At 42.5% G+C, this 14,602-nt stretch carries 17 protein-coding genes; 1 reads left to right on the top strand and 16 read right to left on the bottom strand.

The window, feature by feature from the left end; translation table 11 throughout:
* Window positions 1-11: 11 nt before the first annotated feature.
* Window positions 12-596, top strand: a complete 585-nt coding sequence (gene clpP, locus Q4550_RS18640) for an ATP-dependent Clp endopeptidase proteolytic subunit ClpP (protein ID WP_098445023.1) — start codon at window positions 12-14, stop codon at window positions 594-596.
* 206 nt (window positions 597-802) lie between these two features.
* On the opposite strand, the gene Q4550_RS18635 is transcribed toward clpP, so the two are convergent.
* From Q4550_RS18635 to Q4550_RS18560, 16 genes are all read right to left on the bottom strand, one after another.
* Complete coding sequence (locus tag Q4550_RS18635) at window positions 803-1,057, bottom strand: HPr family phosphocarrier protein (RefSeq protein WP_194218785.1); 255 nt, start codon at window positions 1,055-1,057, stop codon at window positions 803-805.
* 320 nt (window positions 1,058-1,377) lie between these two features.
* Complete coding sequence (whiA, locus tag Q4550_RS18630; RefSeq protein ID WP_194218784.1) at window positions 1,378-2,319, bottom strand: DNA-binding protein WhiA; 942 nt, start codon at window positions 2,317-2,319, stop codon at window positions 1,378-1,380.
* Between the two features lie 40 nt (window positions 2,320-2,359).
* Window positions 2,360-3,328: a gluconeogenesis factor YvcK family protein gene (locus Q4550_RS18625; protein WP_226615241.1), complete on the bottom strand. Its 969-nt coding sequence runs from the start codon at window positions 3,326-3,328 to the stop codon at window positions 2,360-2,362.
* Window position 3,329: 1 nt separating this feature from the next.
* Entirely contained in the window at window positions 3,330-4,220 is an 891-nt protein-coding gene (gene rapZ / locus Q4550_RS18620) for an RNase adapter RapZ (RefSeq protein WP_194218782.1), read from the bottom strand.
* A 45-nt stretch (window positions 4,221-4,265) separates the two neighbouring features.
* On the bottom strand, window positions 4,266-4,739 hold the full coding sequence (locus Q4550_RS18615) for an 8-oxo-dGTP diphosphatase (RefSeq protein ID WP_303535196.1): 474 nt from the start codon (window positions 4,737-4,739) through the stop codon (window positions 4,266-4,268).
* A 366-nt stretch (window positions 4,740-5,105) separates the two neighbouring features.
* A complete protein-coding gene (gene trxB, locus Q4550_RS18610; RefSeq protein WP_303535194.1) occupies window positions 5,106-6,074 on the bottom strand; it encodes a thioredoxin-disulfide reductase in 969 nt (322 codons plus the stop codon).
* A gap of 112 nt (window positions 6,075-6,186) precedes the next feature.
* Window positions 6,187-7,767, bottom strand: a complete 1,581-nt coding sequence (locus tag Q4550_RS18605) for a tetratricopeptide repeat protein (protein ID WP_303535192.1) — start codon at window positions 7,765-7,767, stop codon at window positions 6,187-6,189.
* A gap of 191 nt (window positions 7,768-7,958) precedes the next feature.
* Complete coding sequence (locus Q4550_RS18600; RefSeq protein WP_165994973.1) at window positions 7,959-8,096, bottom strand: hypothetical protein; 138 nt, start codon at window positions 8,094-8,096, stop codon at window positions 7,959-7,961.
* A 67-nt stretch (window positions 8,097-8,163) separates the two neighbouring features.
* Window positions 8,164-8,793: a bifunctional phosphoribosyl-AMP cyclohydrolase/phosphoribosyl-ATP diphosphatase HisIE gene (gene hisIE, locus Q4550_RS18595; protein WP_303535190.1), complete on the bottom strand. Its 630-nt coding sequence runs from the start codon at window positions 8,791-8,793 to the stop codon at window positions 8,164-8,166.
* Window positions 8,790-9,548, bottom strand: a complete 759-nt coding sequence (hisF, locus tag Q4550_RS18590) for an imidazole glycerol phosphate synthase subunit HisF (protein ID WP_303535188.1) — start codon at window positions 9,546-9,548, stop codon at window positions 8,790-8,792. The genes hisIE and hisF overlap by 4 nt, the downstream gene beginning before the upstream one ends.
* 2 nt (window positions 9,549-9,550) lie before the next feature.
* A complete protein-coding gene (hisA, locus tag Q4550_RS18585; RefSeq protein WP_303535187.1) occupies window positions 9,551-10,270 on the bottom strand; it encodes a 1-(5-phosphoribosyl)-5-[(5-phosphoribosylamino)methylideneamino]imidazole-4-carboxamide isomerase in 720 nt (239 codons plus the stop codon).
* A 1-nt stretch (window position 10,271) separates the two neighbouring features.
* The gene (gene hisH / locus Q4550_RS18580) at window positions 10,272-10,907 is read right to left on the bottom strand and encodes an imidazole glycerol phosphate synthase subunit HisH (protein ID WP_303535185.1); all 636 of its coding nucleotides are present in this window, start codon (window positions 10,905-10,907) and stop codon (window positions 10,272-10,274) included.
* Window positions 10,908-11,501, bottom strand: coding sequence for an imidazoleglycerol-phosphate dehydratase HisB (gene hisB / locus Q4550_RS18575; protein WP_483298570.1), 594 nt, complete (start codon window positions 11,499-11,501; stop codon window positions 10,908-10,910).
* The gene (gene hisD / locus Q4550_RS18570; RefSeq protein WP_194218773.1) at window positions 11,501-12,772 is read right to left on the bottom strand and encodes a histidinol dehydrogenase; all 1,272 of its coding nucleotides are present in this window, start codon (window positions 12,770-12,772) and stop codon (window positions 11,501-11,503) included. Before hisD ends, hisB begins: the two co-directional genes overlap by 1 nt.
* On the bottom strand, window positions 12,759-13,400 hold the full coding sequence (gene hisG / locus Q4550_RS18565) for an ATP phosphoribosyltransferase (protein ID WP_303535182.1): 642 nt from the start codon (window positions 13,398-13,400) through the stop codon (window positions 12,759-12,761). The genes hisD and hisG overlap by 14 nt, the downstream gene beginning before the upstream one ends.
* Window positions 13,400-14,581 (bottom strand): ATP phosphoribosyltransferase regulatory subunit, encoded by a 1,182-nt coding sequence (locus Q4550_RS18560; protein ID WP_303535180.1) that lies wholly within the window; start codon window positions 14,579-14,581, stop codon window positions 13,400-13,402. The genes hisG and Q4550_RS18560 overlap by 1 nt, the downstream gene beginning before the upstream one ends.
* Between the last annotated feature and the right edge of the window lie 21 nt (window positions 14,582-14,602).

Raw genomic sequence — 14,602 nt, 5'->3', positions numbered from 1 at the left:
AGGAATTTAAAATGGTTTTAATTCCAACGGTAATTGAACAAACAAACCGCGGTGAGAGAGCGTACGACATTTATTCTCGTCTTCTTAAGGACCGTATAATTATGCTAGGAACAGCAATTGACGACAACGTATCAAACGCAGTCGTTGCACAGCTTCTTTTCCTTGCTGCCGAAGACCCAGATAAAGACATCTCACTTTATATCAACAGCCCCGGTGGTTCAATCACTGCAGGTATGGCGATTTACGATACTATGCAATTCATTAAGCCAAAAGTATCAACAATCTGCATCGGTATGGCTGCTTCAATGGGTGCCTTCCTTCTTGCTGCTGGTGAACCTGGTAAGCGCTATGCTCTACCAAACAGTGAAGTAATGATTCACCAACCGCTTGGCGGTACGCAAGGTCAAGCTTCTGATATTGAAATTCACGCAAAACGCATCATCCAAATGCGCGAGAAGCTAAACAAAATTCTTTCTGAGCGCACAGGTCAACCACTTGAAACAATCGATCGCGACACAGATCGTGACCGTTTCATGGAAGCGACTGAAGCGAAAGAATACGGCTTGATTGATGAAGTAATGGAAAAGAAAGCATAAGATAGACCCTAGAAAGCCTTTCCCTACATAATTGGGAAAGGCTTTTTATTTCTTGGAATAGGCGCTGTTTTTGAACCACCTTCTATTTGAGCAGCCAATGAAACACAATGGATGCTCCCTCTCTCTATAACTCTATTCTCTTAAGAATGTTTCGCAACGTTTACAATTTAATGCAAAACAAAAACCTGGCACACAGCCAGGTTTTGCTAATCTTTTTGAATAAAATCAATTAATGAAGACATCGCATCTTCCTCATCATTACCATCAACAGTTAAAACAACAGAAGAACCAGTTCCAACAGCTAAGCTCATGATGCCCATGATGCTTTTGGCATTAACTTTTTTACCATCCTTTTCAAGGAAGATGTCCGAGTTAAATCGGTTTGCTTCCTGTACGAAAAGAGCTGCTGGACGTGCCTGTAATCCTGTATCCAATGTAACCACAACTTCTTTTTGAATCACTTGTTCATTCCTCCCCTTATTTAAAACAGTCGATCAGAACACTAGAAGTGCTAAACCAGTTATTCTTGTACTCGCCACTTTCAAGCTAAGGCTATGATAGCTTATTTTGTAGCCTCTCGATTTTTAATTTACCAAAGTGTTATTCCACCCAAAAAAGTAAGCGCTATCTCGAAAGGTGAAAAATTTAGAAAAACGCTATTTCCAATGCTTTCATTAAGAAATAGGGTTTTTCTTTGAAGATTCATGCTATCTATTGTACTGCTAGAAAACAACCTTCCACCATTATAGGTGGAAGCTTTTTTCTAACTTGTCCGAAAGACTTAGGAAATCGGTTTACCATCACGAAGCTTATCAGCAATCTGGTCAATCTTTCGTAATCTATGATTGATCCCTGATTTACTAATAGCTCCGCCAGTAACCATCTCACCGAGTTCTTTCAGTGTAACATCTTGATGCTTCACGCGAAGTTCAGCGATCTCTCTTAACTTATCAGGAAGAATTTCTAAGCCAACTTCCTTTTGGATGAAGCGAATATTCTCAACCTGCCGAAAAGCCGCGCCTACCGTTTTATTCAAATTAGCCGTTTCGCAATTCACGATACGATTAACAGAATTCCGCATGTCTTTCATAATGCGTACATCCTCAAAATAGAGTAGCGCCTGATGGGCACCGACAACACTTAAGAACTCCGTAATCTTCTCGCCTTCTTTGATATAAACGATATATCCTTTCTTTCGCTCAAGCATTTTCGCGTTTAATCCAAATTCATTCATTAAGTTACAAAGCGATTCCGTATGCTCTTCGTACATTGAGAAGATCTCAAGATGATAAGAGGTTTCAGGATGATTGATTGATCCACCCGCCAGAAAGGCTCCTCTTAGATAAGAACGTTTACAACAAGACTTTTTGGTAAAATCCTTTGAGATTACTCTAGTGAACGTAAAGGCGTTATCCATTATACCGAGATCTTCAAGGAGATCTCTTGCTTTGGCTGAGACACGGACAATGTATACATTGTTTTTCTTCAGCCTCATTTTTTTACGGACAAGTAGTTCAACATCGAAGTTGTATATCCGCTTAATGAGCGTATAAATTCTTCTTGCAATGGCAGCATGTTCAGTCGGAATGTTTAAGATCAGCTGTCTGTTTCCAAACGAGATCGATCCATTCATTCGAATAAGTGCTGCTAGTTCTGATCTTGCACAGCAAGGTTTACTTTCTAACTGCGTCAATTCTTTCTTTGTATCAGCAGCAAATGACATTGCCATCCCCCCTTTTTCATGCAGGGGCCCCACTGACCCATCATGATCTTTTATCGTCTAATAAGGATAAAAGAATCGATGATATTTCCTTCGCATCATGGCGTACATATTTCTCATCGTATTGAATAATTTTATCACTGATTACATGAAAACCAAAGCTCTTTAGACGATTTTCGTCATATTGCACAACCTCTGCTCGTTCTTGTGCATAACGTTTTGCATAGAACGATGGAATCATTTCCTCGTTTACAATAATCGTATCCATAAGTTTATAGCCGATGTGATCAATGAGTGCCTGCACGTGGTCACTCGCCGTATAGTTTTCCGTTTCACCGAGCTGAGTCATAACGTTACAAACATACACTTTCCTTGCCTTTGACTGCTGAATTTCCTCAGCAATGCCAGGAACAAGTAAATTCGGTAGAATGCTTGTATATAGACTACCTGGCCCAAGAACAATCAAATCAGCTTCACGAATGGCTTGTAGCGATTCAGGGAGCGCTTTGATGCCTGGTGGTGAAAGAAATACCCGCTTAATTGCTTTATTTACCTTAGGAATTTGTGATTCACCTTGAACAAAAGTACCATCACGCATTTCAGCATGTAAAACAATACTTCGATTTGATGCAGGAAGAACTTCACCACGTACGTTAAGAACGCGGCACATTTCTCTAACTCCTGTTACAAAATCACCAGTAATGTCCGTCATGGCAGCTAACATTAGGTTGCCAAGGGAATGACCTGATAGCCCATTCCCATTTTTAAACCGATGTTGCATAAGTCCTTCTAACAGAGGTTCAACTTCCGATAGCGCTGTAATAACATTTCGTACATCACCTGGAGGAGGTATATCAAACTCATCACGTAATCGACCTGAACTTCCTCCGTCGTCAGCTACAGTGACAATCGCAGTAATGTCGACAGGAAACTTTTTAAGTCCACGAAGAAGTACCGATAGGCCTGTTCCTCCACCAATGACGACAGCCTTTGGCAGATTAGTGTCATCCATATTATTTATGACCCTTCCCTTTTTCGATATCCCTGTGCGTAATATTCGTGCGATACTCTGTTTCGAAATGGTGACCAATGTGTTCTGCAAATGCAACAGATCGATGCTTTCCACCCGTACATCCAATCCCAATGACGAGCTGGCTCTTCCCTTCTCGTTTATATTGAGGAAGCATATACGCAAGCATATCAATTAATTTGGCTAGAAATGTTTGTGTTTCTTTCCACTTAAATACATAGTTCGCGACTTCTTCTTCCACACCTGTTTTTGGACGCAAATGCTCCACATAGTGTGGGTTTGGTAGAAAACGAATGTCAAAGACTAGATCGGCATCGATTGGAATACCGTATTTAAATCCAAACGACATCACATTGACACCAAAGTTCTCTTTCTCATTGTTCGAGAATCGGTCCATGATTTTTTCTCTTAGCTGAACTGGCTTAATGTCGCTCGTATCAATAATTTGCTGCGAGCGCCCTTTTAGCTCTTCAAGCATTTCTCTTTCTTTCTTAATGCCTTCTAGCGGCAAACCTTCTGGTGCAAGCGGATGAGAACGTCTTGTTTCTTTATAGCGTCTAACAAGTGTAGAGTCCTTTGAATCAAGGAAAAGAATCTCCGCATCAAGACGCTCATGTGAATCAAGGTGATCAACAGCTTCCACGAGATGGTCAAAGAAATCCCCACCACGTAAATCCATCACGAGTGCTACTTTATTTAATTTCCCTTCCGAACCGTCAACCATTTCAACGAACTTCGGTAAGAGCGCGGGTGGCAGATTATCAATACAGAAATAGCCGATATCTTCAAAACACTGCATTGCCACTGTCTTACCAGCACCACTCATTCCTGTAATAATGACCATATGAATGCGTTTATCAATCGAATCGGTCATTTTCCCCACTCCGTTTCTCAATTTCTCTTATTGTGACACTTCTATTTAAGACGGGTCTAATCGATATGAAAGAAGTTTAAAGTCAGGTGTATAAGTAAATGTACCGTAAATAATGCCGTGACCTTTCATCATATAATCGAGTATATGATAATCACCTGGAGCCATTGGAAGCTCACTAACGTCATCTGTATTTACCCACGAGACTTTTCCTTCATCTGATTTCTCAACTGGTTCGCCATCGTACTCCGTTGCAAGAAACGTAAACATCATCCATTCTGATTTTGTTACTTCATTTTCTTTAATAATGAATGTGAAAATGCCTTTTAGTTTAGGGTTCTTTAAATAGACACCAGTCTCTTCTCGAAACTCTCGGATCACGGAATCACGGATTGATTCTTCCGATTCCATCTTTCCACCTGGTGCAACCCACCATCCGCGTCTTGGCTTTTGTAGTAAAAGTACTCGATCATTTGCTTCGTCATTTAAAATACAGTTTGTTACACGTTGCACAATTGTCACCTCAATTCGATTATCCGATTTTTATATGAAAGCCTTATGTGCTCAGACTTCAAGATTTTCTATACATAGTATACTATGATTGCTTATCATGAACAATGAGATCGGTTTGGAGAAGCTGTTACGAACCGTCTCAACTCCAAAAAAAAGAGCACGGAGCATATGCCCGTGCCAATGAATGAATCTATTTAAAGGGGGTTAAATCTATTTATAGTGTACCCCATTTGTATTTCAGCGCTGTTACAGCGAAATTAAAAGCGAATGACGCGGTGACAGGCACCACCCGATACCGCTCGAAAGCTGTCGAAATAAGGTTTGTGGGTCAAATGTAAAACCGGGAATCATGAAATTCCCGGCTTCGATTTGGTATTAAACCAGCGCTTCTTTTCCAGCGTCTTCTAGTGATTCAATGTAGTGCTGAACAGATTGTGCAGCAATACTTCCATCACCAGTAGCTGTTACGATTTGACGAAGCATTTTGTCTCGAATGTCACCAGCTGCATAGATGCCTGGAACCTTCGTCGCCATATTTTCATCTGTTACGATATAACCTTCTTCATTTGTAATCTCAAGTCCACTAACGGCCTGATTTAATGGAAGCATACCGATGTAGATAAAGACACCATCTGCACTGAATTCACGCTCTTCACCCGTTACAGTGTTCACAAGAAGCGTTTTACTCACTTTCCCATTTTCACCTAAAATTTCTTTTATTGTATGATTCCAAATAAAGTCGATTTTTTCATTATCAAACGCACGTTGCTGAAGAATCTTCTGTGCTCTTAGCTGATCACGTCTGTGTACAATCGTCACTTTAGATGCAAATCGAGTAAGATACACACCTTCCTCTACAGCAGAGTCTCCTCCACCAACAACAACGAGTTCTTTGTTTTTAAAGAAAGCCCCGTCACAAACTGCGCAATAAGATACGCCACGGCCACTGTACTCAGCTTCACCAGGTACACCGATTTTCTTGTATTCAGCTCCACTTGTTACAATAATGGCTTTCGCATGGAATTCTTGATTTCCGGAGACGACTGTTTTGTAATCACCATTATCTCGAATTTCTTTTACATCACCATATTGATATTGAGCGCCAAATTTCTTCGCGTGCTCAAACATTTTCGTAGATAGATCTGGACCAAGAATACTATCAAACCCTGGATAGTTTTCAACATCTTCTGTATTTGCCATTTGTCCGCCCGGAATCCCGCGTTCAATCATAAGAACATCGAGATTAGCACGAGAAGTGTATACAGCTGCAGTCATGCCTGCAGGACCGGCACCGACAATAATGACATCATAAATTTTTTCACTCATCTGTTTCACTTCCTTCACGTTTCTATTAGTAATTTAATTATATTCATTATTAGAAAGTAATATTTCTTATTTAGAATCATATCCGATTAGTAGAAAAAAGTCTAATAGGATGCTCAACATACCTATTGTTCTAAAGTAATCGAGTTAACTTTTTACGATAGGCATAAACTGTTGACCCAGATACACCGAACGCATTTGCTACGTCGATTTGAGTCACATCCGTTTGGTTAACTTTATGCCACATGTAGAGCATGGCTGCAGCAGTGGCTTTCTGATTTTGAAATGCTTTGCCACTTTCTGAAAGCTTAACATAACAAGGTAACCAGATCATCGCAATTAGCTCATGCAAATCTGAGTCACTGATGTCCGCCTGCTCGAGCTCAGCAATCACACGCATACCTGAAAGAACGTGATCAGGGAAGTCTGTCTGAGTGTAAACCATATATTCATCTTTTTCATTTACAATTTGAACAGGTTCATCAGAAAGCGTAAGCGCAATATAAGCTGACAGTTCCTTTACAATAAGGGGCTCATCTTTACGTCTGCAATACGATTGCAGAATTGATGCGCCTTCCGGATCACGTCTTGTATGGAGCAGCATAAGATGCGTCATTCTCGCATGATAATCATGCTTCGCATCATTCTCCTCTGGGACCGACATCTGGGATCGGTAGCTTAGCTGATTTTTATCAAGCGTCCCTTGCTCTAGTTCACTAAGATAGCGGCTCGCCATTTCATTAGATGATTCCACTTGTTGCATCTTTTTCCAATTACGTCTCGCAAGATCAGGACGATCGAGATGAAAAGCAGAGACAGCCAGCCAATGATAGAATGGTGCATCCCATGTGTGACGTGTTACTTCTGCTTTACGTAGCCAGTGATAGGCTAACTCATGTTGACCTAAGAATCCAAATGTACTCCCAAGCTTATATGAATGATCAGGATGAATCGGATAAACATTTTTCAACCGTTCCAGCATGACGTCACGTTTGACGTGCTGGCCAAGGAAATCATAGAAAAGCGTGAGATTACAAACCGCATTCAAGTTCCCTTCGTTTTTCGTCAAAACATCATCTAACACTTGGATGGCTTCCTCATATTGCTCGCTATAAAAATAAGCGAGCGCAAGGTTATTATAGGCAGGCCAGAATTCAGAGTAAACCTCCGTCATCTGCTCCAGTAAATCTATGGCATCAAGAAAGTGGCCGGATTCAATGGCTTTACGTGCAGCTTCATGCGCTTGAATCAGCTGCTCCTCTTCGCCAATCTCCTGAGGTAAATCTTCCGACTGCTCGAATAAAATAAGATCTACGAGCTCTTCTGCATCTTCAATAAATTCTCCCTCAGGTTCGTGCTCAAGGTAAGTTCGCGCATTCTCTTCCGTTTGTTTAAACAGACCCATATGTGCGTAATTGTTCGCAAGAAAAAAGTAGCAATCATAGTATTCAGGATCAAGATCGTCAAGTACAAATTTGAGCCATTCATTTGATGCTTCATATTCGCCTAATTCCGACAGGACCGCTGCAAGTTGACATATATAATCGACTTCTTCGGGGACAAGTTTAACCGCACGTTCAAGATGCTGTTTTGCTTTATCCAAATTCCGTTGCTGATAGGCTTTCATAGCCTTTTTATAAAAATAATCTCCGTCCTGAACGAACGGAATCAGTCGGCCTTTCATTTCCGAAGAAGCATGAAGTTCTTTCCTCATGTTTCCCCCCAATAAGTTCGCTTCGAATAATACTATTACCAGTCATATCCGTTCAAAAGTATAACATACATCAGGGTGAAGTCGTAAAAGAAAATAAGTAGTAAAACCTGGCTAGCGGCACACTCAAGCTAACTTAATTGTTTCTTTTTGTCCCAATAGCCCATAATAAAAACGAGCTCCGCGGCTCGCTTTTATTTCCACATATCTTTTTTGCGCTTTGAGATTTCTTGCGCAATAAAACCAATTCCCATTCCAAGCAGTACACCAGGTCCTGGCTGTCCGAGAAAAAGCCCAATAGCAAGTCCCACAAACATAAACCCTACAAACATACGACCTCTCTCCATTTCTCGTAATTGAATTTACTCTTATCTACGATCAAAAGAGAATAAAGTTTCATTACTTCGAAGCGTGTCGTTCCTCAAGTACTTGAAGGACGTCATCAAGTGAACATTCCTGCTCTCTTAACAGAACCATCCAGTGGAAAATGAGATCCGCTGATTCCCACGTAAGTTCTTCGCGATCGCGGTTTTTCGCTGCAATTATAACTTCAGAAGCCTCCTCTCCTACCTTCTTCAGTATTTTATCGACACCTTCCTTAAAGAGATACGTAGTATAAGCCCCTTCAGGACGCTCTACTTCTCTTTTCGCAATCACTTCTTCAAGCGTATTGAGTATGGTGAAGCGATCAGCATCCGGCTTTACTTCTTCTAAAAGTAAGGAATCATTGAAGCAAGAATAGGTTCCTTTATGACAGGCAGGTCCCGCAGGGTTCACAAGTACAAGGACGGCGTCTTGATCGCAGTCATAACGTAGATCCAATACCTGTTGCGTATTACCTGAAGTCTCTCCTTTATGCCAGAGTTCTTCACGAGAGCGACTGTAAAACCACGTTTCTTTTGTTTCAATCGTTTTCGTAAGGGACTCTTTGTTCATATAAGCAAGTGTGAGAACTTCTTTACTTGCTGCATCCTGTACAATCGCGGGCACTAGACCTTTTTCATCAAATTGGATCATTTCGGTATTCATCGAATCGCCACCCCGTTTTGTTTTAAGTAATCTTTCACATGTGATAGAGAGGTTTCTTTATAATGGAAGATGGACGCCGCAAGAGCAGCATCTGCTGAAGCATCACGGAAGACTTCGAGAAAATCTTCTGAAGACCCTGCTCCTCCTGATGCAATCACTGGAATTGAGATGGCATCTCCAATTGCTTTCGTTAAAGGAACATCAAAACCATCTTTACTGCCATCCGCATTCATACTAGTTAGTAATATTTCTCCTGCGCCCATTTCCTGTGCCTTGATTGCCCATTCAACTGCATCCCATTCCGTCGCAGTCCGACCACCGTGCGTATACACACGCCATGATTGTGTTTCATCTTCCCACTTCGCGTCAATCGCCACAACCATGCACTGCGTCCCAAAATAATCGGCACCTTCACGGATTAATTCTGGACGAAGAACAGCGGCGGTATTCATCGATACCTTATCAGCTCCGGCACGAAGTACACGCTTCATATCCTCAAGCTTATTAATGCCTCCACCAACTGTGAAAGGAATGGCAAGCTCTGCTGCAACTTGCCTTACCACATCAACCATCGTTTCTCTTCCTTCATGAGAAGCTGATATATCTAGAAAAACGAGTTCATCAGCGCCCTCTTCATCATACACTCTTGCTAATTCAACCGGATCACCGGCGTCTCTCAGACCAACAAATTGGATACCTTTCACAACGCGGCCGTCTTTTACATCAAGACATGGAATAATTCGCTTTGTTAGCATGTCTAGACCTCCAACGCCTGTTTCAATGTAAATTGATTTGTATAAAGAGCTTTCCCGATGATCGCACCGCTAATCGAATCACTTCTTTGCTGAAGACTTTTTACATCGTCAAGGTTACTTATCCCACCTGAAGCAATCACTTCTTTCCCCGTAGCCTCACCAAGTTCAGCAATTGCCTCAACGTTTGGCCCAGACAGCGTGCCGTCCTTTGAAATATCCGTAAAAATGAAAACTTCCGCTCCGTGTTCAGCGAGTTCTTTGCCAAGATCCACCGCTTTGATTTCAGAGGTTTTCAACCAGCCTTCCACAGCGACATACCCATCTCTTGCATCGATACCAATCGCGATTTTTTCTTTATAGCGCTCAAGCATTCTTTTCACGAAGTCAGGATCTGAAATGGCGCTACTACCGAGAATAATACGATCAACACCGTTTTCAAGGTAATAAGCGACATCTTCTTCAGTTCGAACCCCGCCGCCAACCTGGACACGTGCTGATAACCCATTGGCGACCTCAAGAACGTGACGATTATTCACGCGCTTACCTTCTCTCGCACCGTCAAGATCAACCATGTGAATCCACTCGGCCCCATCATCTGCAAATTGCTTTGCCATATCAAATGGTGAATCGCCGTAAACCGTTTCTTTGTTATAGTCACCTTGCAAAAGGCGCACACATTTGCCGCCTCTCATATCAATAGCAGGATAGATCGTAATTGGCATCTTATGCGTCATTCCTTTCTACGTATTGTGCATAATTCTTTAAGATCTCAAGGCCAGCATGGCTACTTTTCTCCGGGTGAAACTGGGTGCCAAACACCTTCCCTTTACCAACAACCGCCGGAACTTCCTCAGCGTAATTTGCCGTGGCAATAAGAACATCCCGATCGTTCGTATCAACATAATAGGAGTGAACAAAATATACGTGTTCCTCACCGACATCATTCATTAAAAACGACTCTGGCTGCTCGATCACTAGCTTGTTCCATCCCATATGTGGAACTTTATAAGCGTTGCCTAAAGAATCTTGTCCAAGAAATTTCTTTACTTTACCTGGCAAAAAAGAAAAGCCTTCCGCATACCCATTCTCATCGCTTTCTTCAAATAGAAGCTGCATGCCAAGACAAATACCAAGTAGCGGCTTTCCTGCCTCCACTTCTTTTTCAATAAAAGCCTTTAATCCTGTTTCAGTCAAAATCGACATCGCGTCACGAAAGGAGCCGACGCCAGGAAGGAGGAGCCCTGTTGCTTTTGAAAGCTCCTGTTCATCTTCGGAAACGAAATAATTATAACCGAGACGCTCTAGTGCCTTACTAACGCTGTATAAATTCCCCATGCCATAATCAATAATTCCAATCATTTACAGCATTCCTTTCGTTGATGGTACGCCTTCTACACGAGGATCAATAAGCGTTGCTTCGTCTAAAGCACGTCCTAGCGCTTTAAAAATGGCTTCAATGATGTGGTGCGTATTGTGACCATAGTGAACAATCACGTGTAAGTTCATTCTTGCTTCAATGGCAAGCTTCCATAAAAACTCATGAACCAATTCGGTATCAAATGTCCCTACGCGATTCGATGGCAATTCAACACGATATTCAAGATGAGGACGGTTGCTTAGATCAACCACTACTTGCGCAAGCGCGTCATCCATCGGCACAAACGAATTTCCATACCGCTTAATGCCTTCTTTCGTACCCAGTGCTTGTTTCAACGCTTCCCCTAGACAAATACCAATGTCTTCCGTTGTGTGGTGATCATCCACTTCGGTATCTCCGTTCGCAGCAATGGCTAAATCAAACTTTCCGTGCTTCGTGAACAGATCAAGCATATGAGTAAGAAAAGGAACGCCGGTTTGTAAATCTGTTTTCCCGCTTCCATCTACCCCAAACGAAAGGTTAATCGATGTTTCAGATGTTTCTCTTGAAATCGAACTTTTTCTCTCTTCACCCATCATAAATCCTCCAATCGAAGTTCAACGGCTCTTGCGTGTGCATCCAGACCTTCAAGCTTTGCGAGCGCTGCGATGCTGCTACCGTTTGTTCTCATTGCCTCTTTACTATAAGAAATGACGCTTGATTTTTTAATGAAATCGTCTACTGATAGCGGACTTGAAAAACGAGCTGTTCCGTTCGTAGGTAGTACATGGTTCGGGCCGGCAAAATAATCACCAACTGGCTCTGAGCTATATGGTCCAAGGAAAATAGCTCCTGCGTGACGAATTTTCCCAAGAAGCGTCATTGGTTCCTCGACCATAATTTCAAGATGCTCCGGAGCGAGTTCATTGACGGCATCGACCGCTTCAGCAAGATGATTCACGACATAAATCATTCCGTAATCATCAATTGACTTAGATGCAATTTCAGCTCGTGGAAGCTCGACAAGCTGTTGCTTCACCTCTTCTTGAACACGCTCAGCTAGTGTCTCTGAAGTTGTCACTAGAACAGCGCTAGCTCGCTCATCGTGTTCGGCCTGCGATAATAAGTCTGCTGCCACATAAGCTGGATTAGCCTTTTCATCGGCGAGAACAACGATTTCACTTGGACCAGCGATCATATCAATATCAACAATCCCAAATACTTCTCGTTTCGCAAGGGCTACAAAAATATTTCCTGGACCGACGATTTTATCTACGGGTGCGATCGATTCCGTCCCGTAAGCAAGCGCGCCAACAGCCTGCGCTCCACCTACTTTAAAGATTTCCGATACCCCCACTTCATTTGCTGCAACAAGTACACCTGAAGGAACGTTTCCGTCTGAGTCAGGTGGCGTTACCATTGCAATTCGCTTCACACCTGCAGCGACAGCAGGAATAACATTCATTAATACAGAAGAAGGATATGCAGCTTTGCCACCCGGAACATAAACACCGACAGAATCAAGCGGTGTTACTTTTTGTCCAAGCATTGTACCGTCTTCAGAAGTTGTAAACCATGATTGACGACGCTGGCGTTCGTGAAATGATTGAATATTGCCAGCCGCCTGTCTAATCGTCGTAATGAGTTCATCAGATAAATCGCGATATGCCCGTTCGATTTCTTCATTTGAAACGCGAAGTTCTTTCAAGTCTGCTCCATCAAACTTCTTTGTATTTTCCTTAACGGCTTCATCGCCAGTTGCTTTAACTTGCGAAAGAATAGAAAGAACAGCCTGACGCTGCTCTTCTGTTCCCTGCTCAATCGATCGTTTGATGGATGCCCCTTCGCTCCTATTAACGATTTTCATCTACGCTCTCTCCTTCCACAACCGCTGAAAGACGCTCGACCATATCGTCAATGATTGCATCCTTCGTTCGATAGCTTACCGGATTCACAATAAAGCGAGAGGTGATTGGCTCAATAAACGCCGTTTCCATTAAACCGTTTTCCGTTAGCGTTCTTCCTGTTGAAACAATATCGACGATGCGATCAGCAAGGCCGATTAGCGGAGCAAGCTCAATCGATCCGTTTAACTTAATAATCTCTACCTGTTCACCCTGCTGGCGAAAATAGTTAGAAGCTACGTTCGGATACTTTGTAGCAATCTTTGGTGCAACGCCTTTAATTGGCCCATCCGAAAGACCTGCAACAGCTAAATAGCATCCACTAATTTTTAAATCTAGTACTTCGTATACATTGCGCTCTTCTTCTAGCATGACATCTTTCCCAGCAATTCCAACATCCGCTACACCGTGCTCCACGTATGTCGGAACATCCATTGGTTTTGCTAGAATGAAACGAAGATTTTCTTCTTCTATATCGAGAATTAATTTTCTTGAATCATCAAACTCAGGGGGAAGTTGATAACCCGCGCTTCGAAGCAATTCTACCGCCTCTTCAAAAATACGCCCTTTTGGCATTGCCATCGTCAACATTACAACATCCCCTTTCCGTTCTTACCGATTAAATACGTGACGTCATCAAAACGTTCCGAGTAAGCATCAAGGTTTGTGACACCACTTAATTCCTGCACCACAACTTTTTCACCATTAGCCCTTCGTTCTGACGCCTGTTGAATCGCTTCTTCTCTTCGTTCAGGACTAAAGATAATCGCATATGGGAGATTTTCCTCACTCGTTACACCAAGTGCTTCAGCAAGGTGATCCAAACGAATACCGAACCCTGTTGCCTGTGCCGGACGATCAAAACGAGACAGCAGTTCATCGTAGCGTCCGCCATTGCTTAACGGTACACCAAGATTATTGGCATATCCCTCAAACACAACTCCCGTGTAATAACTCATGTGACTTACAAGAGTGAAATCAAATTTCACCTGGTTAGCTACCCCATATGCTTCAAGCGTATGTAGAAGTGTACGAAGCTCCTCAAGAACTCTTTCACCAGCGTCAGTCGGTAGCAATTCAATGGCTTCTTCTAGTTTTGAACCATCACCTCTGAGCGTTAAAAGAGCCATAAGTCTTTTTTGATCAATTGTAGAGAGCGGCATTTCTCTTACATGCTGGCGATACCCTACATAGTTTTTTTCATATAAATAGCGGCGTAGAATGGCAGCTCTCTCTTCGTTACCAACGATCGAAAGAAACAGCTCCTGAATAAATCCAACATGGCCAATCGCGATTTGGAAATCTTCAAGACCAGCTTCTTTTAAAACGGCTGCCATTAATGCGATAACTTCTGCATCAGCACTCGTCGTGCGATCACCAATTAACTCAACACCTATTTGTTCAAACTCTGCCGGTTTTCCACCTTCGTCTTCCTGCGCTCGAAACACATTAGAATCATAAGCAAGGCGCAGTGGAAAAGGCTCATTCTTTAGACTAGACGCAGCGACACGAGCGATTGGCGCGGTCATGTCGGGTCTTAAGACAAGCGTATTGCCACGCTGGTCAAGTAGTTTAAAAAGCTGCTGATCAAGGATAGCAGAAGCTTCTCCGACCGTTTCATAGTACTCTAGCGTAGGGGTGTTCATAAAACGATAGCCCCATCCCTCTGTTACACGCTGAATTTTTTCACGAATGCTTGTTTTCAAGTCATATAGTACCGGTAGCGTATCGCGCATACCGAGCGGCTTCTCAAATACGAATGGTCTTGTCATTTTGTGCACCTCACATTTCCT

Origin of the sequence: Anaerobacillus sp. 1_MG-2023, assembly GCF_030547345.1 — a bacterium.
Lineage (GTDB): Bacteria > Bacillota > Bacilli > Bacillales > Guptibacillaceae > Guptibacillus > Guptibacillus hwajinpoensis_B.
This window is presented reverse-complemented; position numbering and strand designations above follow the sequence as displayed.

What these genes read in the sequence shown, in the direction of transcription:
- Q4550_RS18560 (WP_303535180.1), bottom strand. Translation starts at nt 14,581, where the DNA reads ATGACAAGACCATTCGTATTTGAGAAGCCGCTCGGTATGCGCGATACG.
- whiA (WP_194218784.1), bottom strand. Translation starts at nt 2,319, where the DNA reads ATGTCATTTGCTGCTGATACAAAGAAAGAATTGACGCAGTTAGAAAGT.
- Q4550_RS18605 (WP_303535192.1), bottom strand. Translation starts at nt 7,767, where the DNA reads ATGAGGAAAGAACTTCATGCTTCTTCGGAAATGAAAGGCCGACTGATT.
- rapZ (WP_194218782.1), bottom strand. Translation starts at nt 4,220, where the DNA reads ATGACCGATTCGATTGATAAACGCATTCATATGGTCATTATTACAGGA.
- hisD (WP_194218773.1), bottom strand. Translation starts at nt 12,772, where the DNA reads ATGAAAATCGTTAATAGGAGCGAAGGGGCATCCATCAAACGATCGATT.
- Q4550_RS18600 (WP_165994973.1), bottom strand. Translation starts at nt 8,096, where the DNA reads ATGTTTGTAGGGTTTATGTTTGTGGGACTTGCTATTGGGCTTTTTCTC.
- hisB (WP_483298570.1), bottom strand. Translation starts at nt 11,501, where the DNA reads ATGGGTGAAGAGAGAAAAAGTTCGATTTCAAGAGAAACATCTGAAACA.
- hisF (WP_303535188.1), bottom strand. Translation starts at nt 9,548, where the DNA reads ATGCTAACAAAGCGAATTATTCCATGTCTTGATGTAAAAGACGGCCGC.
- hisIE (WP_303535190.1), bottom strand. Translation starts at nt 8,793, where the DNA reads ATGAATACCGAAATGATCCAATTTGATGAAAAAGGTCTAGTGCCCGCG.
- hisA (WP_303535187.1), bottom strand. Translation starts at nt 10,270, where the DNA reads ATGCCAATTACGATCTATCCTGCTATTGATATGAGAGGCGGCAAATGT.
- hisG (WP_303535182.1), bottom strand. Translation starts at nt 13,400, where the DNA reads ATGTTGACGATGGCAATGCCAAAAGGGCGTATTTTTGAAGAGGCGGTA.
- Q4550_RS18625 (WP_226615241.1), bottom strand. Translation starts at nt 3,328, where the DNA reads ATGGATGACACTAATCTGCCAAAGGCTGTCGTCATTGGTGGAGGAACA.
- clpP (WP_098445023.1), top strand. Translation starts at nt 12, where the DNA reads ATGGTTTTAATTCCAACGGTAATTGAACAAACAAACCGCGGTGAGAGA.
- hisH (WP_303535185.1), bottom strand. Translation starts at nt 10,907, where the DNA reads ATGATTGGAATTATTGATTATGGCATGGGGAATTTATACAGCGTTAGT.